This window comes from Thalassolituus pacificus (genome assembly GCF_025318105.1).
GTDB lineage: Bacteria > Pseudomonadota > Gammaproteobacteria > Pseudomonadales > Oceanobacteraceae > Venatoribacter > Venatoribacter pacificus.
The window spans coordinates 576,739-598,712 of sequence record NZ_JAOANI010000028.1; the positions used below are offsets into that span (position 1 = coordinate 576,739).

The 21,974-nt window shown below is 53.3% G+C and carries 25 protein-coding genes; 17 read left to right on the forward strand and 8 right to left on the reverse strand.

Annotation, left to right across the window (positions count from 1 at the left end):
• The first annotated feature begins 14 nt into the window (after nucleotides 1-14).
• The 7 genes from NYR02_RS17325 (at nucleotide 15) to NYR02_RS17355 (ending at nucleotide 6,757) form a co-directional block, all read left to right on the forward strand.
• On the forward strand, nucleotides 15-1,421 hold the full coding sequence (locus tag NYR02_RS17325) for a hypothetical protein (RefSeq protein ID WP_260977607.1): 1,407 nt from the start codon (nucleotides 15-17) through the stop codon (nucleotides 1,419-1,421).
• A 259-nt stretch (nucleotides 1,422-1,680) separates the two neighbouring features.
• Entirely contained in the window at nucleotides 1,681-2,463 is a 783-nt protein-coding gene (locus NYR02_RS17330; protein ID WP_260977608.1) for a DUF3450 domain-containing protein, read from the forward strand.
• The gene (locus NYR02_RS17335) at nucleotides 2,463-3,845 is read left to right on the forward strand and encodes a MotA/TolQ/ExbB proton channel family protein (RefSeq protein WP_260977609.1); all 1,383 of its coding nucleotides are present in this window, start codon (nucleotides 2,463-2,465) and stop codon (nucleotides 3,843-3,845) included. The genes NYR02_RS17330 and NYR02_RS17335 overlap by 1 nt, the downstream gene beginning before the upstream one ends.
• A gap of 6 nt (nucleotides 3,846-3,851) precedes the next feature.
• Nucleotides 3,852-4,373: a MotA/TolQ/ExbB proton channel family protein gene (locus NYR02_RS17340; protein WP_260977610.1), complete on the forward strand. Its 522-nt coding sequence runs from the start codon at nucleotides 3,852-3,854 to the stop codon at nucleotides 4,371-4,373.
• 15 nt (nucleotides 4,374-4,388) lie between these two features.
• Nucleotides 4,389-4,799: an ExbD/TolR family protein gene (locus tag NYR02_RS17345; protein ID WP_260977611.1), complete on the forward strand. Its 411-nt coding sequence runs from the start codon at nucleotides 4,389-4,391 to the stop codon at nucleotides 4,797-4,799.
• On the forward strand, nucleotides 4,799-5,428 hold the full coding sequence (locus tag NYR02_RS17350) for an energy transducer TonB (protein WP_260977612.1): 630 nt from the start codon (nucleotides 4,799-4,801) through the stop codon (nucleotides 5,426-5,428). The genes NYR02_RS17345 and NYR02_RS17350 overlap by 1 nt, the downstream gene beginning before the upstream one ends.
• A 12-nt stretch (nucleotides 5,429-5,440) precedes the next feature.
• On the forward strand, nucleotides 5,441-6,757 hold the full coding sequence (locus NYR02_RS17355) for a CDC27 family protein (RefSeq protein WP_260977613.1): 1,317 nt from the start codon (nucleotides 5,441-5,443) through the stop codon (nucleotides 6,755-6,757).
• Between the two features lie 122 nt (nucleotides 6,758-6,879).
• Here NYR02_RS17355 and NYR02_RS17360 read toward each other — a convergent pair whose 3' ends face one another.
• Both NYR02_RS17360 and NYR02_RS17365 read right to left on the reverse strand, forming a co-directional pair.
• The gene (locus tag NYR02_RS17360) at nucleotides 6,880-7,623 is read right to left on the reverse strand and encodes a hypothetical protein (RefSeq protein ID WP_260977614.1); all 744 of its coding nucleotides are present in this window, start codon (nucleotides 7,621-7,623) and stop codon (nucleotides 6,880-6,882) included.
• Entirely contained in the window at nucleotides 7,623-7,865 is a 243-nt protein-coding gene (locus NYR02_RS17365) for a thioredoxin family protein (RefSeq protein WP_260977615.1), read from the reverse strand. The genes NYR02_RS17360 and NYR02_RS17365 overlap by 1 nt, the downstream gene beginning before the upstream one ends.
• Nucleotides 7,866-7,967: 102 nt before the next feature.
• On the opposite strand from NYR02_RS17365, the gene NYR02_RS17370 reads away from it, so the two are divergent.
• Entirely contained in the window at nucleotides 7,968-8,525 is a 558-nt protein-coding gene (locus NYR02_RS17370; protein WP_260977616.1) for a MarR family winged helix-turn-helix transcriptional regulator, read from the forward strand.
• A 54-nt stretch (nucleotides 8,526-8,579) separates the two neighbouring features.
• Here the strand turns inward: NYR02_RS17370 and NYR02_RS17375 are convergent, their stop codons facing one another.
• Nucleotides 8,580-9,089: a DUF4442 domain-containing protein gene (locus tag NYR02_RS17375; protein ID WP_260977617.1), complete on the reverse strand. Its 510-nt coding sequence runs from the start codon at nucleotides 9,087-9,089 to the stop codon at nucleotides 8,580-8,582.
• Nucleotides 9,090-9,382: 293 nt separating this feature from the next.
• Here NYR02_RS17375 and NYR02_RS17380 point away from each other — a divergent pair, with 293 nt between their 5' ends.
• The 5 genes from NYR02_RS17380 (at nucleotide 9,383) to wrbA (ending at nucleotide 13,605) form a co-directional block, all read left to right on the forward strand.
• Nucleotides 9,383-10,417: a metallophosphoesterase gene (locus tag NYR02_RS17380; protein WP_260977618.1), complete on the forward strand. Its 1,035-nt coding sequence runs from the start codon at nucleotides 9,383-9,385 to the stop codon at nucleotides 10,415-10,417.
• A 170-nt stretch (nucleotides 10,418-10,587) separates the two neighbouring features.
• The gene (locus tag NYR02_RS17385) at nucleotides 10,588-11,340 is read left to right on the forward strand and encodes an SDR family oxidoreductase (protein ID WP_260977619.1); all 753 of its coding nucleotides are present in this window, start codon (nucleotides 10,588-10,590) and stop codon (nucleotides 11,338-11,340) included.
• Nucleotides 11,341-11,409: 69 nt separating this feature from the next.
• Nucleotides 11,410-12,270, forward strand: a complete 861-nt coding sequence (locus NYR02_RS17390) for a LysR family transcriptional regulator (protein ID WP_260977620.1) — start codon at nucleotides 11,410-11,412, stop codon at nucleotides 12,268-12,270.
• Between the two features lie 103 nt (nucleotides 12,271-12,373).
• On the forward strand, nucleotides 12,374-13,006 hold the full coding sequence (locus NYR02_RS17395; protein WP_260977621.1) for a DsbA family oxidoreductase: 633 nt from the start codon (nucleotides 12,374-12,376) through the stop codon (nucleotides 13,004-13,006).
• Nucleotides 13,003-13,605, forward strand: coding sequence for an NAD(P)H:quinone oxidoreductase (gene wrbA, locus NYR02_RS17400; protein WP_260977622.1), 603 nt, complete (start codon nucleotides 13,003-13,005; stop codon nucleotides 13,603-13,605). The genes NYR02_RS17395 and wrbA overlap by 4 nt, the downstream gene beginning before the upstream one ends.
• 70 nt (nucleotides 13,606-13,675) lie before the next feature.
• Here the strand turns inward: wrbA and NYR02_RS17405 are convergent, their stop codons facing one another.
• A complete protein-coding gene (locus NYR02_RS17405; RefSeq protein ID WP_260977623.1) occupies nucleotides 13,676-14,650 on the reverse strand; it encodes an alpha/beta fold hydrolase in 975 nt (324 codons plus the stop codon).
• 45 nt (nucleotides 14,651-14,695) lie between these two features.
• The gene (locus NYR02_RS17410; protein WP_260977624.1) at nucleotides 14,696-15,370 is read right to left on the reverse strand and encodes a hypothetical protein; all 675 of its coding nucleotides are present in this window, start codon (nucleotides 15,368-15,370) and stop codon (nucleotides 14,696-14,698) included.
• A 166-nt stretch (nucleotides 15,371-15,536) separates the two neighbouring features.
• Here NYR02_RS17410 and NYR02_RS17415 point away from each other — a divergent pair, with 166 nt between their 5' ends.
• On the forward strand, nucleotides 15,537-16,661 hold the full coding sequence (locus tag NYR02_RS17415) for an enoyl-CoA hydratase/isomerase family protein (protein WP_260977625.1): 1,125 nt from the start codon (nucleotides 15,537-15,539) through the stop codon (nucleotides 16,659-16,661).
• An 18-nt stretch (nucleotides 16,662-16,679) separates the two neighbouring features.
• On the opposite strand, the gene NYR02_RS17420 is transcribed toward NYR02_RS17415, so the two are convergent.
• On the reverse strand, nucleotides 16,680-17,516 hold the full coding sequence (locus NYR02_RS17420; protein WP_260977626.1) for an HDOD domain-containing protein: 837 nt from the start codon (nucleotides 17,514-17,516) through the stop codon (nucleotides 16,680-16,682).
• Between the two features lie 37 nt (nucleotides 17,517-17,553).
• Entirely contained in the window at nucleotides 17,554-18,558 is a 1,005-nt protein-coding gene (gene ygfZ / locus NYR02_RS17425; protein WP_260977627.1) for a CAF17-like 4Fe-4S cluster assembly/insertion protein YgfZ, read from the reverse strand.
• Between the two features lie 231 nt (nucleotides 18,559-18,789).
• Between ygfZ and NYR02_RS17430 the strand changes: the two genes are divergently transcribed.
• Both NYR02_RS17430 and NYR02_RS17435 read left to right on the forward strand, forming a co-directional pair.
• A complete protein-coding gene (locus tag NYR02_RS17430; protein WP_260977628.1) occupies nucleotides 18,790-19,044 on the forward strand; it encodes an FAD assembly factor SdhE in 255 nt (84 codons plus the stop codon).
• Entirely contained in the window at nucleotides 19,028-19,420 is a 393-nt protein-coding gene (locus tag NYR02_RS17435; protein ID WP_260977629.1) for a hypothetical protein, read from the forward strand. Before NYR02_RS17430 ends, NYR02_RS17435 begins: the two co-directional genes overlap by 17 nt.
• Before the next feature lie 64 nt (nucleotides 19,421-19,484).
• Here NYR02_RS17435 and nadB read toward each other — a convergent pair whose 3' ends face one another.
• Entirely contained in the window at nucleotides 19,485-21,092 is a 1,608-nt protein-coding gene (gene nadB, locus NYR02_RS17440) for an L-aspartate oxidase (protein ID WP_260977630.1), read from the reverse strand.
• A gap of 271 nt (nucleotides 21,093-21,363) precedes the next feature.
• On the opposite strand from nadB, the gene rpoE reads away from it, so the two are divergent.
• Nucleotides 21,364-21,963 carry an RNA polymerase sigma factor RpoE gene (gene rpoE, locus NYR02_RS17445; protein WP_260977631.1) on the forward strand — a complete coding sequence of 200 codons (600 nt, stop codon included), beginning with the start codon at nucleotides 21,364-21,366 and terminating at the stop codon, nucleotides 21,961-21,963.
• Nucleotides 21,964-21,974 lie beyond the last annotated feature (11 nt).

Consider the following 21,974-nt stretch of genomic DNA (forward strand, 5'->3'; position numbering starts at 1 on the left):
TGAGGAAATATTAAATGGAACTGAAAAAGAACTACCTGGCTCTGGCCGTAATTTCTGCAGCACTGGTTGGCTGTGGTGGTGATGACAACAACAGCAGCAAGAAAAACGTTTCTGGTGTTTCTTGTGTGGAAAACGTTTGTACTCTGGAAGGCCAGATTACTGAAGACGTAACCCTGACTGCCGATAAAGAGTGGCGTTTAAATGGTTTTGTAACCATCGGTGCAGGTAACGTTGAACTGGCTGATGCTGCTGCCGTTGCAGCTGCTAAAGCTGCTGGTGTGACTCTGACCATTAAACCAGGTGTTCACGTTAAAGCGTTTAACACTGGTGCTCTGCTGGTTACCCGTGGTTCAAAAATCATGGCAGAAGGTACTGCTGCTGCGCCAATCACTTTCAGCTCTATTCAGGATGATGATTTTGATGGTCAGGGCGAATGGGGTGGTGTTGTTGTACAGGGCTTCGCTCCTCAGTATGGTGCAGGTAATACCAACGCTTGTTTCGGTAACGGAACAGTTTGTAACGTTGACGGTGAAGGCGGTACTGGTATTGGTAAATTCGGTGGTAACGATACTGCCGATAACAGCGGTGTGATTAAGTATGTTCGTATTGCTGAAGCTGGCCGTGTAGCCGGTCCTAATAACGAAATCAACGGTCTGACTCTGCAGGGTGTTGGTTCTGGTACCACTCTGGAATACATCCAGATCCACAATAACCTGGATGATGGCATTGAGTGGTTTGGTGGCAACGTTAACCTGAAGCATGCTGTTCTGACCGGTAACGACGATGATGACATCGACTTCGATGAAGGTTATCAGGGTAACATGCAGTATGTACTGATTGTTAAAGATCAGTCTAAAGATAAGCCAAGTGGTTCTAACGATCCTCGCGGTGTTGAGGCAAACTCCAGTGGTGCGGATGCTGTATCGCAAACTACAGCTGCTCTGGCCAACTTCACCGTCGTTGGTGGTCCACTGAACAACAACGATACCTATGAAGTTGAAGTTAAGGGTGAAATGACCAAGATTGGCTATCAGCCAGGTCTGAAGCTGCGTGGTAAGGTGAACGTTGAGTTTGTAAATACTGTAGTAGCTAATTGGGACAAAAACTGTGCCGAAGCGGATGACGTGGTAGCTACCTTCACTCAGGTCGAGTCTGACTGTACTGCAGCCAACGTTCTGAAAACGAAGAACTCTCCAACTGTAACCGGTACTATTGCGTCTGATCTGACCATCAGCTTCGACAGCAAACTGGCGTACAGCTCTAACTCTACTGTTAACTCCATCAAGCCAACGGCTGTTGGTACTGGTAACGACAGCTTCTTCGAAGCAACCGACTACATCGGTGCTGTTGATCCGGATGCTGCTACCGCATGGTGGTCTGGCTGGACTCTGCCAAACACTGTACCAAGCCTGAATAACTGATTTCAGTTTCAGGTTAAAACGGCGCCTTCGGGCGCCGTTTTTTTATTTACGAATTAAATCTTCTCCGTCAGCCCTTCGTAATTCCGTTGTGGTTTCCGATAACACAGCGTTCGTCTCTTAATGGTTTGTTGTCATAAAAATGCAGCCTTTCTGTCATGTAATAGAACTGTCACAGAACTGCAGTATCTTGCGCTCTGAATTTGGGGAGTCTGCGTCACGCAGACGAATTGAGAACAAAACGGGTAATACACATATGCCGATGCAACTGCGAACTCGCAACCTTCTGGCGGCCGCCATGCTCAGCGCAGGCGTGGTAATGGGTGCTTCTGCCGCCACGGTAGACGGTGCTCTGGATCAGGGCGTTAATCGCGCCAACAAAGCACAACAATCACAGCAGAAAATTGATTCTGTTGATAACAGTATCCGCGCCTCGGAGCGTGAATACCGTGGTCTGGTCAAAGAGATTGACGGTCTGAATGTTTACGTTACTCAGCTTAATAAGCAGCTGAAAGCTCAGCAGGATGAGCTGGCCAGCATTGAAGCCAGTATTAAGAACGTTACCCTGGTTGAGCGTCAGATCACGCCGCTGATGCTGCGCATGATTGATGCCATCGATCAGTTTGTAGCTGCCGATGTGCCTTTCCTGGCCGAAGAGCGCAGCAAGCGCGTTGCCAACCTGAAAAATATGATGGGCCGTTCTGATGTAACCGTTGCGGAAAAATACCGCAAAGTTACTGAGGCGTATCAGGCTGAAGTGGATTACGGCCGTACCATCGAATCGTACCGTGGCACGCTGGATACTAATGGCCAGAGCCGTGAAGTGGACTTCCTGCGCGTAGGTCGTATCTCGCTGATGTATCAGTCACTGAATGGTCAGGAACTGGGCGTGTGGAACACTACGTCTAACCAGTGGGAAGCACTGGATGCATCATTCAAAAGCAAGCTGATGGCCGGCATCCGTATTGCCCGTGAACAGGCTGCACCGGATCTGATTAAAGTACCTGTCGCCGCGCCTTCTTCAGCACAGCAGGAGACCAAATAATGAAACTGCAATCTTTGTTTTTAAGCGCTGCTATGGTGCTGGGTCTGAATGTACACGTTCAGGCTGCGGAACCCGTCAGTGTTGATTCTCTGCTGAATCTGGTGAAGCAGGGTCAGGCCCGTGACGATAAAGAATTCAAGCAGCGTCTTGCACGTTTTAACCTGTCCAAAGCGGAACAGGAAAAAATGGTCGCCGATGCGCAGAATGAGCGCAGCCGTCTTGAACAGCTGAGCGCGCAGAAAGAAAAAGAATTTCAGCAGAACGAAACCGCAGTCGCCGAAGCGCAGGAACGCCTGAATAACCGTCTTGGCAGCCTGAAAGAATTGTTTGGTGTACTGCAGCAGGTGGCCGGCGATACCAAAGCGGTGTTTGAAGGTTCTGTTATCAGTTCTGAATTACCGGGCCGTGAACAATTCCTCACCGACCTGATTAAAACCGCCGGTTCTTCTTCCAAGTTGCCATCGATCGAAGAACTGGAACGCCTGTGGTTCGAAATGCAGCGTGAAATGACCTACAGCGGCCGTGTATCGACTTACAACGCGCAAGTGGTACTGCCAAGCGGTGACACCACCGAAGAGCAGGTTATCCGTGTTGGCGGCTTTAACGTGGTCGCCGATGGCAAATACCTGAACTGGGATCTGGAAGCTGGTCGTCTGGTGGAACTGGATAAGCAGCCAGGCAGCCGTTACACCGATCCTGCTGCCGAACTGGCCTCCGCCAGCGGTACCGACCTGACCGGCTTCTGGATTGATCCTTCACGCGGCCAGCTGCTGAAAATTATGGGACAGTCACCGGAACTGGGTGATCGCGTCGACCAGGGTGGTGTTGTGGGTTACATCATTATCGTTCTGGGCGCGATTGGTATTGCTCTGGCTCTGTGGCGCATGGTTGTGCTGTACAGCGAAGGTGCAAAAATCCGTGCGCAAATGGATAACGAAACCGCAAACGAAAATAACGCTCTGGGTCGTGTAATGGCAGTATTTAATGCCAATAAAAATGCTGATACCGAAACCCTGGAGCTGCATCTGGGTGAAGCCATCGCCGCTGAAATTCCACGTTTAACCCGCGCAATCGGCTGGATCAAAATTATCTCCGTGGTTGCGCCATTGCTGGGTCTGCTGGGTACGGTGACCGGTATGATCGACGTATTCGAAACCATGTCGCTGTTCGGCACCGGTGATCCGAAGCTGATGGCTGGCGGTATTTCTCAGGCGCTGGTCACCACTGTTCTGGGTCTGGTAGCGGCAATTCCTTGTGTGTTCCTGCATACCTTAACCAATAACCGCTCACGTGAGCTGATGATGATTCTGGAAGAGCGCGCCACCGGTATTCTGGCGCGCCAGTCAGAAAAGCAGACCAAACCTCAGGCAACAGCGGCGTAAATCATTATGTTCGGTGAATTGTACGAACCGGTATATCTGTTTATGGAACGTGGAGGCGATGTCCTCTACGCCATCTTCGGATTGATATTTATCCTCTGGTTACTGGTACTCGAACGCGCCGCTTATTTTATGTTCTCGTACCGTCCGGCTCTGGCCGCGGCGGTGCAGGAATGGGAAGCGCGCAGCGAGCGTCGTTCCTGGTATGCGCATCAGATCCGCCAGGATCTGATCAGCCAGCTGAACATTAATTTAAGCGCCAACATGAGCACCATCAAAATGGTGATTGGTCTGGCGCCTTTGTTCGGCCTGCTGGGAACCGTAACCGGCATGATTGAAGTATTTGATGTGATGGCTTTTCTGGGGAATGGCAGTCCGAAAGCCATGGCCTCCGGTATTTCCAAAGCCACCATTCCAACCATGGCCGGGATGGTCGGCGCACTGACCGGGGTATTTGCTCAGTCACTGCTCGATCGTTTTATCAAGCGTGAAAAAATTCGCCTTGAAGACCAGTTAACTTTTGACCACTAATTCAGGACAAACATTATGAGACGTGGTTTTTCTAATTTAACCCCGCAGGCAGAAGAAGGCGAAATCGACATCACGCCAATGCTCGACGTGGTTTTTATCATGCTGATCTTCTTTATCGTAACGGCCTCGTTCGTTAAAGAATCGGGCATCGAAGTGAATCGTCCGGATGCCAGTACCGCGCAATCCAAACCGCGCGCCAACATCTTAATTGCCATTAATGATCAGGGTGAAATCTGGATCAATAAACGCAAAGTCGATGAAAGCCAGGTACGCGCCAACATCGAACGCATGCACGCCGAAAACCCACAGGGCACCGTCGTGATTCAGGCCGATGAAGAAGCCAAAACCCGCCAGTTGGTCGCGGTAATGGATGCTGCCCGTCAGGCCGGAGTGTACGACGTCTCACTGGCGACTGAGGAGCGGTAATGATGCAATCCAGCTTGCTACGCTTCGGCGCTGCGCTGGCGGTTGCAGCCGTCGCCACCTTTGCGGTGTTCTGGATGATGCAAAGCCTGATCAGCACCGGTGGATCGGTGCTGAATGAGCAGGACTTCGGCCGCATTCAGAGCTTCGTAATGGATAAACCCGACGACGAAGTCCGCACCAAAGAGCGTAAGCCACAGAAGCCACCAACGCCGCCGGCCGAACCACCCAAGCCGGATATGCCGCGCCCGGATATGGCGCAGGCCAATACCGATGGCTTTGATATTGGCGGATTTGATCTCGGCGCCGACCTGAACGTCGATGCCGGTCTGAGTGGCGGCAGTGGTGATGGCGAATTTTTACCCATCGTAAAAGTCGCGCCGAATTATCCACGCCGTGCCGCCCAAAAAGGTATTGAAGGTTATGTGGTGGTGGAATTTACCGTAACCACACTGGGCACCGTAACCGAGCCACACGTAATCGAAGCCGATCCTCCGGGCATCTTTGATCGTGAAGCGATGGCCGCGGTGAGCAAATTTAAATACAAGCCTAAAATCGAAAACGGTAAGGCCGTTGAGGTTAACGGCGTACGCAACATTATCCGCTTTGAGCTGGATAAAAGTGGCAGGTAACAGGAGTCCGTTATGACCATTGCGATAAAACATCCCGTTGCTGTATTGATGACTGCGGTACTGGTATATGGCGCAACCCTGGTTGCGCCAATGACCGCTTGGTCTCAGACCAAACCGCAGGCAGAAGATCAGGCGCCGGCCGTGGAAAAGAAACGCGTGCGCCGCGCGCAGACTTTACGCCCGCATATTTATAAAAAGCTGGATGCTGCGCGTGCTCTGGCGGACGAAAAGAAATACAGCGAAGCACTCGATGCACTGAACGCGGTTGAAAAAATCAAACGCAACAGCTACGAGCAGGCGATGACACATAACATGTTCGCTTATGTGTACTTTAATCAGGAAGATTATAAAAACGCCATCGGTGCTTATAAGAATGTGGTAGAAACCAAGAACATTCCGGAAAGTCTGGAGCAGACCACGCTTTACAGCCTGGCCAAGCTCTATCTGATTCAGGAAGACTATAAAAATGCCCTGGTGCAGTTGAATAACTGGTTCGCGATGGTTGAAAAACCCAATGCCGAAGCCTTTATTCTGCGCGCACAAATGCAGTTTCAGCTGGAAAAATATCAGCAGGCTCTGCCGGATGTGAAAAAAGCCATCGCCATGACCAAAGAACAGGGCAACCAGCCAAAAGAAAACTGGTTGTTGCTGGAGCGTGCGGTGTATTACCAGAACAAAGATTTCAAAAATCTGGCGCGCTGTCTGCAGGATTTATCGACCCTGTATCCCAAGTCTCAGTATTGGGTACAGCTGGCAGCCGTTTACAGTGAACTTGGCCAGCCGCTGAAAGAACTGGCCGCGCTGGAAACGGCACATGAGCAAGGATTGCTGAACAAGGAAAGCGAGCTGGTGAATCTGGCGCAGGCATTACTGGGGCAGGAAATTCCATATAAAGCTGCCGCCATTCTTGAAGACGGTATGAAAGACAAAAAGATTGAAGCCAGTGCTAAAAATCTGTCTTTGCTGGGCGATGCCTGGATGCTGGCGAAAGAATACGATAAAGCCATTGTAGTCATGGCCAAAGCAGCTGAAGCCTCACAGGCTGGCAAGGATTTCTACAAGCTGGCGCAGATTCATACCGAGCGTCAGGAATGGAAACAGGCGCTGACTAATGTCGATAAAGCTCTGAAGCTGGGCGAACTGCAACAGCCATACTCTGCGCATATCCTTAAAGGTCTTATCCTGTTTAATCTGGATGATCTGCCGTACGCACGCGACAGTTTTGAAGAAGCGCAGAAGTTTGCCGAAGCAGAAAAGATGGCCGACCAGTGGTTGCGTTATATCGACGGCGAACAAAAGCGCCGTGAGTATATGGCGGCGAATAACTGATCCTGTTATTGCTTATTTAAAAGCCCCGGCCGGGTAATCCTGCCGGGGCTTTTTTTATCGAGCGTTTCAGGTATTTATCCTCTGGTTTTTCAATAAGCAGACATCCTTGTCCGACTACCGACTCAGTGATTAACCTTGCCCGGTAAGCTCAGATCACCCGAGGCAATATCCATGACATTCACTACGCACAGCAGTGGCGAATGCACACTCTGATTAACCCGTAAACCTGCGGTTACACCATCAAAATTTGCCTGTTCAACAACGGCCATATCAGCAAACGGGACACGAACCTCCACATGCTCGGCGGAGAAGACCGGGTCCCAGCCCGGGCTGTCGAGCAGAATTGGCAGACCCGGCCAGGTTGCCGGCAAACGCGGCTTAACACCTTCCGGAATATCGGCAACGCCCAGTGCACCTTTGCCACAGCGTTCATCGGGATGTAACACCACCCAATGACTGTGCCAGAGATTGCCGTCGTTGCCGGTATCGCCATCATTGTTTTCATCGTACAGCGGTGTGTCGTCAAAATCCGGATGGCTGGTTACCGCCAGAGCCAGAATACCGGCTTGTTTGTCAAAACCCACCTCGTAGCTGTCAATGGTTGTTGGCCAGACATAAGAAAATACATGGCTGCCGGCAAGCTGTCCGCTCGCCGTGGGAGTATTGTCTCCGGCATTACCGGATACCGCCATATGGAAGGTTGCGATGCTGCCTTCAGTGGTGATTTTGGTATGAATAATATCGAAAGGAGCCAGCTCAATATTTTTCTTTTCTGCCTGTATGCCGCCGTGATGGTGGCCGCCTGCACAGGCTGTGGCAGAAAATCCCGCCGCTATAAAGGCCAGCAACAGTGAATGATTAGCCATTATTGCGCTCCTTTTAAATCGTCTAATGAGGCTCCGAAATTGATATGGAGCACCTGACCGTTGAGCAGCAATGCGGGTACCGATTTTACGCCGGCTAATTCCGCAGCTGGGATTTCGGTGGGCTCTTCACCCAGATGGACGACTTTCAGATTCAGGCGCTGCTGATCCAGTGCGGCCAGCAGAGCCTGTTCTGCGCTGACACATACCGGACAACCGGCGTGATAAAAAATGGCGTTGTTCATTATCTCTCTCCAAAGTTAAGTATCGACTCGATACCTTTTAAACCCTAAGGGACGGGTTGCCCTGTTGTCAATAAAGTTTTTAGTCGATACTATGTGCCAATGATGACTGATCTGATTTACAACCACGTTGAACGGCTTGGGGAATTACTCCGGGTTGACGCACGCCAGTGCGGCGCAGAATTCGGCCTGTTGCCGGTTCAGCTGGAGGCGCTGCATTATCTGTCGATCTGCAATCGCTATTCGGATACGCCAATGGCGGTGAGTGAGTATCTGGGGCAGACCAAAGGCACTGTGTCACAGACGCTGAAAGTGCTGGAAAAAAAGGCATTGCTGCAAAAGGTTGCGGATACCGCGGATAAGCGCGTAACGCATCTGCGCGTGACTGAGGCGGGTCAGCAGCTGTTGCAGCAGCTGATTCCCTCTCCGATGTTTGCTAAAGCCTGTGCGCATTTATCAGTTGCTGAGCAGCAACAGGTCAGCGCCGCCCTGAAATTATTGCTGGCAGGATTTTTAAGCGCTAATCAGATGAAATCATTTGGTATATGCCGTTCGTGTCGCCATAACAGTGAGACAGAATACGGCTATTTCTGCAATCTGCTGCAACAGCCACTGTCAGCAGAAGATGCAGGACTGATTTGTAAGGAGCATGAACGGCAGTAGCGTTTTGCTCCCGCGTAATGGCTGCGGCAATTCCTTTGCCGCTGCATCACATACTTACTTCTTCTTCGGCGTCCACGCCCAGATCATGGTCGCTTTAACCGTTTCAGTGCCGCTGGCGTCGGTAATAACCACTGGCACTTCAATATCGCCTTTTTCGATATTTTTGACATAGTCGAGCTGCTCATCGCTGAAGCTGGCCACGGCTTTCATATCGCCGCTGGCACGCTTGAGGTATTCCAGTTGCATGGAACGGATAACGATGATGCGGTTATCGGGCACGCTCATGCCGGTCATAAAACCGGTGGCGGATTCGGCCAGCAGGCCCATGGCGGCGGCGTGTACGCTGCCGATATGGTTCTGCACTTTTTTCTTGTTGCGCATCACGATCACGCATTCCTGCGGGGTCAGCTTTTCAACGCGGGTTCCGGCGGTCCCGGCGAAGGGGATGACCCGTCCCATCATCAGAGACAGCGCTTTGGCGCGCCATGCCACTGGCAGTTTATTCACTTTGCTGACCACGGTTGTGAGTCGGTTAGGGCGGTTTGCGGTATTTGTGTTTGCCATAGCTGGGTTCTTCGGTGTTTGTTATAAAGGCGCGCAGTGTAGAGTGCCTGGCCTGTGTTGAATATGGCCGAAATGACGCGCAGCATCACGGCCAGCGCAGCGCTGAAGAGCGCCGTTTGGCTGATCGGCTGTAGAGGCTTAACGGACGGCACTGGCCGTCAGTGTCCTTTCTGAGTTGGTACCTTTGTGCTGTTATCTGCATTGCCATAAAACAAAAACAAAGCTGTAACATGGTGCCACTATGCTGCGGCGGTTCTATAACGATGCACTCACCGCTATTGAAGGAGATACCCATGAACAAAATGATGCTTCCTGTACTGCTGAGCAGTGTGGTCGCGGCTCAGGCGCTGGCCATGTCGAAAACCCCGGAGCCGCTGCCGGATGTTGGCACGGTGAACAAAACCGTGCGCTTTATTGCCATCGGTGACATGGGTACCGGTGACGATGGTCAGTACAAAGTGGCAGCAGCGCTGGAATCGGTGTGTGCCGAGCGCGGTTGTGATTTCGCCATCGGACTGGGCGATAACATTTATGAAGCCGGCGTCGATTCGGTATCGGATATTCAGTTTCAGACCAAATTTGAAGACCCGTATAAAAACCTCAACTTCCCGTTTTATATGACGCTGGGCAACCACGATAACTCCTGGTTATTCGGTGGTGATGGTCTGGATAACGATAAAGGCGATATTCAGGTGGATTATCACTACCAGCAGAACCGCCCAAGTAATAAGTGGCAGATGCCGGCACGTTATTACACCTTCTCCGCGCCGTTAAACGAAGAGCAGCCACTGGTTAACTTTTTCTCCCTCGATTCTAATCCGCTGGCCGCAGTCGGTGATGCCGATGCAGAATACTGGCAGCTGCCGTACAAAAAAACGCAGGCCAAATGGATTGATCGCGAGCTGAATAACGCTTCCGCACCATGGAAAATTGCCTTTGCCCATCATCCGTTTCTGTCCAACGGTAAGCACGGTAATGCCGGAATGTACGATGGTTTCCCCGGTGCTGGTGTGGTGTATTACGACATGCTGAAAGATCATGTCTGTAACAAAGTGGATGTGATGATTGCCGGTCACGATCACGAACTGCAATTCCTGAAACCAGTCGATAAATGCGGTAAAACCCTGCACATGGTGTCCGGTGCCGGTGGTAAGAGCCGCGAGTTCAAAGATACCGAACGCAACGCCGCTTACTGGCAGCAGGATAAAACGCTGGGCTTTTTCTATATCGAAATCGCTGGCGATGAATTCCGCGCAACCTCTTATACCGTTGATAAAGTCAGCGGTGAAGTGACCCGCGCCTTTGATAAAACCCTGACCCGTCAGTAAGCTTGCGTGTCGTGATAGCGGGCGTCAGTTAACCGTACGTCAGTGATCCGTCGCAGACACAAAAATCCGCTGCCACGCTTGTGGTAGCGGATTTTTTTTGCCTGTGTTGTTATGGACTGAGGATCGTACAGGCTACTGAACCGGCCTTATCTCACTGCGGAGAATGGATTATGGACACGATAGCAATCGACGAACTGAAAGTACTCATCACCGGCGGAGCCAGCGGTATTGGCGCGGCTACCGCCCGCCTGCTGGCGGCCGATGGTGCGCAGGTGGTTATTGCCGATGTGCAGGATAACTCCGGACAGGCATTGGCCAACGAACTGGGATCGCGGGTGCATTATCAGCACCTGGATGTGGCCAGCCCGGAAGATTGGGAAAGGGTCATCGCTTTTGCTGTGGCCGAATTTGGTGGTTTGAATGCACTGTTTAACAACGCTGGGATTGTTGGCTTTACCGGGTTGGAAAACAGTTCGCCGGAAGAATTTAAACGCGTAACCGATATTAATTTATACGGTGTTTTTCTCGGTATTCATTTTGTTACTCCGGTGTTGAAAAAGGCCGGAGGCGGGACGATTGTGAATACCTCGTCGACCGCGGGTTTGCAGGGCTATGGCGGCCTTGCGGGGTACGTTGCCAGTAAGTGGGGTGTACGCGGGCTGACCAAGGCCGCGGCGCTGGATCTGGCACCATATAATATTCGTGTTATGTCGTTGCATCCCGGACCGATTCGCACCTCAATGACCGATGGCTTGCCGGATAATATTGCAGCGGCTCAGCCGATTCCGCGTTTTGGCGAAGCGGTCGAAGTGGCACGTATGGCGCGCTTTATGTTTACCGAAGCAACCTACTCAACCGGCAGTGAATTTGTCATTGATGGCGGCGCCGTTACCGGGCAGGTATTATCCTGGGCGGACGAATAACTTTGTCATCGCCGGTTTCCGTCAGGAAATACGGTTGTATCCCCAGATAGGTATGCGGTTTAAAACAGTATGAAAATTACTCTGGAAATGTGGCGCACTTTTGTTGCGACGGCTGAGCAGGGCAGCACCATTAAAGCAGCAGAATATCTCTGCAAAAGCCAGTCGGCGGTGGTGCACAGTCTGAAAAAAATGGAATCTTTATTAAATCAGCCCTTATTTCAGGTTCAGGGGCGTCAGTCGCAGCTGACTCTGGCCGGGGAACAATTGCTGGTGCAGGCACGGGCTTTACTGGCCCGCGCCGAATCACTGGAAATAAAAGCCACCGACAGCGCTCTGGCACAGCGTCAGGATATCGCCCTGGCGGTGGATGTCCTGTTACCTCCGGCATATTGGTTACCGCGACTGGCGCAGTTCAGCGCAGAAATGCCACAGGTGTCGGTACAGATTTATGAAAGTGCGTTATCGGGTGCCGCGCAGCTGCTGGAACAGGGGCTGGTTGCTGTCGCCATCGCCAGTCAATTACCCCATGACATACTGAGTGAGCCTTTACTGGCGGTGCGTAAACACTGTGTCTGCGGTTTATCTCATCCGCTTGCGAGCGCCGGGCAACTCACTGACAGCGACCTTAAACAACACTGCCAGATCGTGTTGCGTGATAGTGGCAGCGCCAATCGCGACAGTGGCTGGCTGGCAGCACAGCAGCGTCTGACCCTTGATTCTGCAGCACTTGCTCAGCAGGCGGTAGAAGCCGGAGTGGGCTTTGCCTGGCTGCCGGAATATCTGATTACCGGGCAGATGCAGCGCCTTACTCTGGCAGCCGGCAATGAGCGGGAAGTGGCCTTGTATATCGGTCTGAACCCGGAGCTTGCACATCTGACTGCCGTTGCCCGATTGTATGAATTGCTGACCCAGACCCTACCCGCCGAATAAACATGCAAAAAACGGCGTATATTCAGCCGTTCTTTTCATTATTTTTTATTTTCCCCTGGCCGTAATCTGCTCTCCGTCCAATATCTGCAACAGGAGAGCAACAATGATCACAATCGATTTTTTCCACGATGCTGTTTGCGGCTGGTGCTATGTGCTCAGCCCACGTTTACGCCGCTGGGCGGATCATCCGCAGGTTCAGATCCGTCAGCGCTGTTTTGTATTGCAGCGCAATGAGCAGGAAATGATTGAGCGCTTTGGCTCAATGGCGTTGGCAAAAGCCGAAATTCTGCGCCACTGGCAGCAATGTCAGGCAGCTGCCGATGATCCGGCCCGTTTTAATACCGAGGGCATGCGCGCCAAGCCTTTTTCTTATCCGTCCGGTTGGCTGGCGGCACTGTTCGCCAAGGCCGCAGAAATAACCTACGGCACTGCTGCCCACTGGGATATGTTCGACGAAATTCAGCGTCGTCATCTGCTGCTGAATGAAAATATTGGCAGTGAAGACACTCTGATAGCCGCAGCCAATACGCTGGGATTTGACGGTAAGGCTCTGGCGGCACAGGTAAAAACGGAAGAGCTTCGCCTGCAGGTGGAAGATGATATAGCGCTGGCACGGCGACTGAATGTTCGTTCGATTCCAACCTTGCTGATTAATGGTAAAACGCTGGTTTCCAGCACGTTAACCAATGAGCAGTTAGAACAATTAATTGAACAGCAACTGGCGGAGGCCGCATGAAAAAATTACTGGTTTTATATTATTCAAGTTATGGCCATATCGAAACCATGGCACAGGCTGTCGCAGAAGGTGCCGGTAAAATTCAGGGGGTCGACGTCAGTCTGAAGCGTGTACCGGAAACCCTGAGTTCTGATATAGCGGAAAAAGCCGGTATTAAAATGCAGCAGGTCGGAGATGAAGCCAGCGTTGCCGAATTAGCCGACTATGACGGTATTATTTTTGGCACGCCAACCCGCTTCGGCAATATGGCAGCGCAGATGCGTAATTTTCTCGATCAGACCGGCATTCTGTGGATGCAGAATGCACTGGTGGGAAAACTGGCCAGTGTGTTTACCTCAACCGGCACCGGCGGTGGCAATGAAACCACGATACAGTCGTTTCATACCACGCTGCTGCATCACGGTATGTTGATTACCGGCCTGCCGTATACCGCCCCGGGATTAACGGATATCAGCGTGGTAAAAGGCGGCTCACCGCTGGGCGCTGCCTGTATAGCCGGTGCTGATGGCAGTCGTCAGCCGTCAGAGCTGGAGTTGAGTCTTGCCGCTTATCAGGGAGAATATATGGCGCGGACACTGTTGCGTTTGCAACCGGTTTAAACGTTATTAAAAAACATAAAAAAGCCCCGGGTAACGGGGCTTTTGGGCCTGCATTCTCTCTTTTGCAGAATTATTCCGCGGTTGCAATAAAACGGCTGTACAGTTCTGCGGTTTCAGCCGGAATTTCTACCATCGGTAAATGGCCGATGCCGGGGTAAATTTTTACCTGCGCTTGCGGTAATTTTTCTTTAAATACCTGCGCGGCAGAAACGTCCAGCACGCGATCTTCCTCTCCCCAGATAATCAGCGTTGGCATGGTGACTTTTTCGCTCAGCTGTTGTTCAAACTGGCTGGCTTCCAGTTCTTCGCGGGTAGCGAGCATATCGCTGAATATTTCGCGGTTAATACCTTCGCGGGCGATGGTTTTTCGCACAACCACCGGACGCAGCGGCCATGGCAGCAGTGGTGGTTCGCTCATGACGAAATTCCAGCGATATTCAAAACTTTCTTCGTCGGTGGCAATTAACGGATTTTTACCTTGCGCCAGTGCCTGCATATATTCGCTTTGTTCCGGTGCATCAACACCGGCGGCATCCATTAACGTCAGGCTCAGAATCTGTTGCGGGTAGCGGGTGGCATAAATAGCGCTGATCGCGCCGCCCATGGAGTTACCGGCAATGTGAAACTGGTTTACCCCGGCAATCGTCATCAGCTGGTGCAGGCGCTCGGCCTGACGGATTAAATTATAATCCTGATTTAGTGGTGCCGGTGTTTCACCATGGCCGGCCAGGTCAGGAATAATCAGGTGATAATCCTGCGGCAGTTCGGCGGCAAATTTCAGCCAGGTTTCTTTGTTGGCTGAAAATCCATGCAGCAACAGCACGGTTGGTCCTGTGCCCTGACGTTCCAGGTAGCTCATATTGACGTCGCCGGTATCCGCGGTTTTCAGTGTCAGGTCAACGGCGCTGCGGGCAAAATCAATGGCTTTGTCGTAAATTACTTCCTGTTGACCCGCAGAGCAGCCGCCGAGCAGCAAGGTGGCCAGTGTTGCTATGCTGGCAAGCCAGCGTGTTGAAGGTTGAGCGCGTGTGGACAATCGCAACATAAAAAAATACCTGTTGTTATTTATTATTGAAATGCTGACGAGTGGTCAGATCGTTTTGGCGTTGTGTTGCAGACACTGAATAAATTGCAGGGCATGCTGCAGGGCCTCATTAACCTGAGCCGGCGGCAGAACATGATGTGGCCGGCAGAGCAGCAGAATGCCATCTGCCCATTCAATGTGAAGGTGAGGATGCGCCAAAAGCCAATCGCAGACCTCCGGTTTCAGCAAAGCCCATAAACGTTCGCCATAACTGCTGTGTAATTGCCATTGACGCAGCAGCAGGGGTTTTTGCTGTTCCGATAAGGGTTCAAGTTTCTTGTGCTGGCTTTCGGAAAAAACGTCTTCCTGCAGCCAGCGTTTGCGACAGATGCTGAACGCACAGCCCTTGGGTATTGGGCAGGGCAGCAGAATGACGGTTTGCGTGGAAGCGCCACCGGCGGTAATCAGGCTGTAGTCGAACAGGTTAAGATAGCGGCTGTCATCGTCGTCCAGCCGCCCTTCGAGCAGGTGGCGGAAATTACGGAACTGACCAATATCGAGCAGTTGGAAGTGCGCATCACGGATGCGCTGGCTAATGGAGGCGTAGGGGCGATAGGCAAGCCCCAGCTGATCGGCCAGGCTGGATAATTCAGCGCCTCTGCTACCTCGGTCGACTAGCATCAGGGTCAGCAACAGACCGATAATAGCGGCAATTATGATCAGACTCAGTAATGGCGTCATGCTGGCGTTCACTCTGGGGCAGGCTGTGGCTTTCCGTGCGAGTGTAACACTCCTGTATGATGTGTGGGTGCCAGGGCTTGTTTGCCACGAACTCTGCGCTGCTGAGCATTATCAGAACCTGTTTAATGAATATGATCAGGCTATGAGACCATTTAAGGAGACTGTTTTGACTGCTGAATCCCCGGTTCTGTTTGACACCCTGACCACCCGTTCCGGCCATAAAATCGGTGTGCTGACCCTGAATGCGCCCAAAGCCATGAACGCTGTCGATCTGACCATGGTCAACCTGATCGACAAGCAACTGAAGCGCTGGGAAAAAAGCGACAAACTGGTCGCGGTGCTGATGCGCGGTGCCGGTGATAAAGCCTTTTGTGCCGGCGGTGATATCCGTCAGCTGTATGACAGCATGCAGGCCGAAGGCGAGGACCATTGCCGTTATGCCGACAATTTTTTCAGCGGCGAATATGGCAAAAACTACCGTGTTCACCTGTTTTCCAAGCCGCTGATTGCCTGGGGAAATGGCTTTGTCATGGGCGGTGGCTTAGGGCTGTTTATCGGCGCTAATCACCGCGTTGGTACTGAGACACTGAAGCTGGCCTGGCCGGAAGTCCGCATCGGTCTGTTCCCGGATGTTGCTGCCAGCTGGTATCTGTCACGCTTGCCGTATCCGGCCGGTCACTGGATGGGGTTATCCGGCAGCCATATGAATGCAGTGGATTGCAAAGATCTGAAGCTGACGCACTATTGCCTGACGCATGCGCAACAGGATGAGGTGCTGGCGCAGCTGCGTCAGCAGGACTGGAGCGATAACCAGGCCGCAAATAATCATACGGTACGCGCGCTGCTGCATGCTCTGGAAACGCCAGTGGTGGAGAGCATGCCAGTCAGTCAATTGCAGCCGGTGCAGGCCGAGCTGGATGAATTGTTCGCCTGTGATGACCTGAGCAAAATTGCCGCGCGCTTTGCGCAGCACCGCAGTGAGAATGTCTGGCTGCAGCAAGGGCTGGATAACTTTAAAGCCGGTTGTCCGGCAACTGCGCACCTGATTATGGAGCAGTTGCATCGTGGCAAGCAGATGAGTTTAAAAGAAGTGGTGCAGTGGGAGCTGGTGCTGGCCTATCAGTCGGTACGCCATCCGGACTTTGCCGAAGGCATTCGCGCGATGGTGGTGGATAAGGATTTTAAACCGCGCTGGCAACACGCTCATGTTGATGATGTTCCGGCCAGCTGGATTGAAGCGTTGATGCACTCTCCCTGGCCACAGGATAAACATCCGCTGGCCCATATCTGAGGCCAGCGCAGGTACTTATCAGCGCAGGGCGGTTTGGGTGGCTTCGGCTTCATCGTTCAGCTCCTGCCACTGCGTGACTTCTTCGTCGGCATCCAGACCCAGGCGCTGATAGGAACCCAGCTCGCCTCGGTTGATTTTGGCCAGTGGGTGGTCGGAGCCGTCGTAGCTCTGCAGAGTCGCCACCTGCACCAGATCGCAGTAATCGGCACTGTCAGCCTGATGCTGCAGATTCAGATACTCCTTCGGCACATTGACCAACTCCGGTGAAAACTCCCAACTGCGCAGAATATAGCTGCCCAGTGACGGGTGCAGTTTTTCCAGCACCATATCCAGCGAGAAACTGTCGTTGAGCAGATCGCTGTGATTTTCGGCATAGGCCAGAATCGGCAGCATACCAATCTGGTGTACCAATCCGGCGAGCATAGCCTGATCCGGCTGCAGCTTGGTGAAGTGGCGCGCCAGCACCTGAGCTGACGAAGCTATTTCCATGGCCCGTGCCCAGCATTCACGCATACGTTTATCGATAATGTCGTGGGTTGCCTGAAACATCTGCTCCATCGCCAGACCAATAGCCAGACTGCTGGTGAAATCGATGCCCAGGCGCGATATCGCCGTACTCAGGTCGGTGACCGGGCTGCTGGCACGGATTAACGGGCTGTTGGTGACTTTAATAATGCGGGCACTGAGCGCCGGGTCCTGAGCAATAATCTGGCTCAGCTGGGGAATGGTGGCGTTGGCGTCTTCGGCCACTTCGCGTACGCGCAGGGCAATTTCGGGCAGGGTAGGCAGCACCAGTTCGTCATTCTTGATCTGGGCTACGATATCGTCTTTTACCTGTTGTGCCAGGTTACTCATGGGCCGGCCTCTCATTGGTCCGGCCCATCTGGCCGGATCAGTCGTTTGTTTCTGCAGGGTCAGCAGCGTTTGCAGGGGCGTCGCTGTTATTCTGCTCAGTTGTGCTGTCAGTATAGGAAAGACGAGCGAGAGTGACGGGAATTTCCCCGGCTTTTATACCGTCTTCCGGCCAGTCGCTGTTCATCACCGCCAGGCCAATACGGCCGTACCAGGCGGCAATGTCGCCCAGCGTCTTACCCTGACTGTCCTGCAGAGGGGTCATCAGCGCGATTTCGCTGTCAGTGGTCGCGGTTACCGCAACCAGATTCTTTTTGCTTTTTCCCAGATATTGCAGGCGGGCGACGATTTCCTGGCCGGTATAGCAGCCTTTACGGAAGCTGATTCCGTCGTGAATATGCCAGTCAATAAACTGTGGCACCCAGGCCTCGCGGCTGGCCTCTTCGACCCAGACAATGCCTTCGGCCAGATCGGCCTGCCACCAACGGTATTCGTCCGTCAGTGCGGCCGCCTGTTGCAGTTGTTCGCTGGCTTTTGCTGTCGGTTGCCAATATTCCACCCGGCCATCGGGCCAGTGCAGGGTCAGGCTGTTATCGGCGCTGTTGTGCTGCAGTTGACGCTCGGGTAACTGGCTGGTGCTGTCGCTAACGGCAGAGGCGGGCAGGCTGGCGGTAATCAGCCAGTCGTCCAGATGCTCGGTCATGGTGACTTTAAAAAACACCGCGTAGCGTGCCAGATGCTGGCGCAATGTTGAAACCTGCGCCCGTGGCAGGCGCAGCCAGACGTTATCGCCATGGCGGGCGATAACAAAGTTCGCCACCATGCGTCCTTTGGCGGTGCAGCAGGCACCCAGCGACCAGAGCTCGTCGCTGAGGTTGGCCATATCGCAGGTCAGCTGTCCCTGCAAAAAGCGTTCGCTGTCCGGGCCGCTGATTTCCAGCAGCGCAAAAGCGGATAACCAGGTTAATCCGTGTGTGGCGCTGTTAGCGGGGATAAACCCCTGAGGGCCGGTCTGAGCAGGGATGACGATGGATTCTGTAGACATAGTGGTTACGGATCTTGTGTCGGTGATAACGAATATAACGCGCAGTTTACTACAAATCGGCGGTTCACTTAACGACGCAGATTGTGTGGCTATCGGCGTAATTCCTTCGCCGCATAGCAGTATCGGCATTCAGCTTTGATATACTGCGTTTTTATCGTTGCCGTGGCGGCCATCCGCTTGCTGGCAGCCGGGTGTTGTACCCGCCGCGGATTATTAAATGAGGAACTCTGAGTGTCTGACGAAATTGAAGCAAAACGCGTCCGCTGGCACAGCCGTCGTGGCATGCTGGAGCTGGATGTACTGTTGGTACCCTTTGCCGAGCAGGCTTTCACCAGTCTGAGCGCGGAAGATAAAGTCCGTTACCGCCAGTTACTGGAGCATGAAGACCCCGATCTGTTCACCTGGTTTATGGAATCCCAGACGCCGGATAATGCCGACATGGCGCGCATTGTAGAGCTGGTGCTGGAGCATGCCCGCAAGCGCTGAGTGGCTGCTGCAGCCATCGCGCCGGCAGCGCTGGCTGGATGGCGCTTTTCTGCTCATGGTCTTACTGCTGCTCGGTTGTCTGCTGTCGCCGCTAGGCTGGGCTATTTCCAGTGTCTTGCTGTTGTCGCTGATGCTGCTGGGCTGGCGTCGCTTTGCAGTACATAAAATTGGCTATGATCGCCGTGGCTGGTGGCTTGAGCAGCGTGGCCGCAAGCTTCGGGTGCGCTGGCGTTATGGCAGTGTGCGCCGCGCCGATGTGCTGATTCTGGAGTGGTCGTTCTGGCCCTGGCAGCGGCTGATGATCCGCCCGGACAGTGTTGGCAGGGCGGAAGATTACCGCCGCCTGACGGCAGCGTTGTATAACGATCTGCACTGATTACCAGTAGCAACGACCCGCTTCAGGCCGTTGCTTTTTACCCTTTCAAAGCAAGCATCTTTAGTCAGAGTTCGCCCAGTTCCTTCAGGTACTTAGGTGTCAGGACGGTGTCAAACGCGCGTGGCAGTGGGTGCGGATAATCGCGGCTGAAATGCAGACCCCGGCTTTCTTTACGCAACAGCGCTGAGCGGATAATGACATCCGCTACGTCCACCAGATTACGTAACTCAAGTAAGTCATTACTAACCCGGTAGTTACTGTAAAACTCCTGAATTTCCTGGCGCAGCATCTGCACCCGGTGCTGGGCGCGCACCAGGCGTTTGGTGGTGCGCACAATACCGACGTAATCCCACATAAAGCGCCGTAATTCGTCCCAGTTATGGGCAATCACCACATCTTCATCGGAATCTGTGACCTGGCTGGCATCCCAGGCCGGAGCCTGAGGTGCCGGTGTTTCACGGTCAATGTTGGCGGCGATATGAGCTGCCGCCGAGCGCGCAAACACCAGACACTCGAGCAGGGAGTTACTGGCCAGACGGTTGGCACCGTGCAGGCCGGTGCTGGCGGTTTCGCCAATGGCGTACAGATGTTCAATATCGGTACGGCCATGAATATTGGTGACTACGCCACCGCAGGTGTAATGCGCCGCCGGAACCACCGGAATGGGCTGGCGGGTGATGTCGATGCCCAGTTCCAGGCAGCGCTCATAAATAGTCGGGAAGTGCTCTTTAATAAAGTCGGCCGGCTTGTGGCTGATATCGAGGAACAGGCAATCGGCACCAATACGTTTCATTTCGTGGTCGATGGCGCGGGCGACGATATCGCGCGGGGCCAGCTCGGCACGCTTATCGAAACGCTGCATAAAACGTTGGCCATTGGGCAGCAGAAGTTTGCCGCCTTCACCGCGTACCGCTTCGGTAATCAGGAAGGATTTGGCCTGCGGGTGATACAGACAGGTCGGGTGGAACTGGTTGAATTCCATATTGGCGACGCGACAGCCCGCACGCCAGGCCATGGCGATGCCATCGCCGGAGGCACCATCGGGGTTGCTGGTGTACAGGTACACCTTGCTGGCGCCGCCGGTCGCCAGTACCACCGAACGGGCGGTAATGACGTCGACATCGCCGGTATCGTTATTGAGGAAATAGGCACCGATGCAGCCATGACCGCCACTGCCGAGTTTTTCGCGGGTGATCAGATCAATGGCGATGTAGTTCTGCAACAGCTTGAGATTGGGCTTTTCTTTCGCCCGCGCCAGCAGTGTATCGGAGATGGCATGGCCGGTGGCGTCGGCGGCGTGAATAATCCGTCGCGCGCTGTGGCCACCTTCGCGGGTCAGATGAAAATGATCCGGGCTGTCCTGGGTAAACGGCACGCCGATATCAATCAGCCACTGAATCGCGGCGGTGGAGTTTTCCACGGTAAAGCGCACGCTGGGCTCATGGCACAGACCGGCACCGGCGATCAGGGTGTCCTGCACGTGGGCTTCAACGCTGTCGTCTTCATCCAGCACAGCGGCCACGCCGCCCTGGGCCCAGCGGGTAGAGCCGGCATCCAGGCTGTCTTTGCTGATAATGGCTGCGTTGATATGGTCGGGCAGTGACAACCCCAGCGTCAGGCCGGCGGCACCGCTGCCAATAATAAGAACATCGAAAGAGAAAGATTGGCTCATGCTGTATTGTACGTATCAAAGTGGTGGGCACTATAATGCCGCCACGGTGGCAGATGCCAGTGCCGGACGGGCCATAACGGACGCTGTACGGGGAATAAGTTTCTGTCCGCCATCGGCCACATTTGCCGCCCATGATACACTCTGGCGGAACTAATCCGAATAAATCCCCTCTATCCTCCCAGAACCAGGTCGACACACTGGCATACAGGAGGCTGGGTAGATGAGCTTAGCAATGGCTGTAGAGACACAGCGCACGACAGCGGAAAACAGCATGACAGATCAACAACATACAGATCGACAACTGGTCGCCCGCGTACAAAAGGGTGACCGGCGAGCATTCGATCTGCTGGTCATCAAATATCAGCACCGCATTCTGGCGCTGGTCGGACGCTTTGTATCCGACTTTGCCGAAGCTCAGGACGTGACTCAGGAAGCCTTCATCAAAGCGTATCGCGCGCTGCCCGGCTTTCGTGGCGAAAGTCAGTTTTATACCTGGATGTACCGTATCGCGGTGAATACGGCGAAAAATTATCTGGTCAGCCGCGGGCGTAAAACACCGACCCGCGACATTGATCTGGAAGATGCCGAGTTTTTCGCCGACGAAGCTAACATGAAAGATATCGAAACCCCGGATGGTTTGTTGCAGCGCGACCAGCTGCAAAAAGTGGTGTTCGATGCCATTGAAGCTCTGCCGGAAGAATTGCGTATGGCGGTAACCCTGCGCGAGCTGGAAGGCATGAGTTACGAAGAAATCGCCGAGGTGATGGAATGTCCAATCGGCACTGTGCGGTCGCGGATTTTCCGCGCCCGTGAAGCCATTGACCGCAAAATGCAGCCGCTGCTGGCCGATACAGCCAGCGCCATCGCCTGACCGGGAGGATA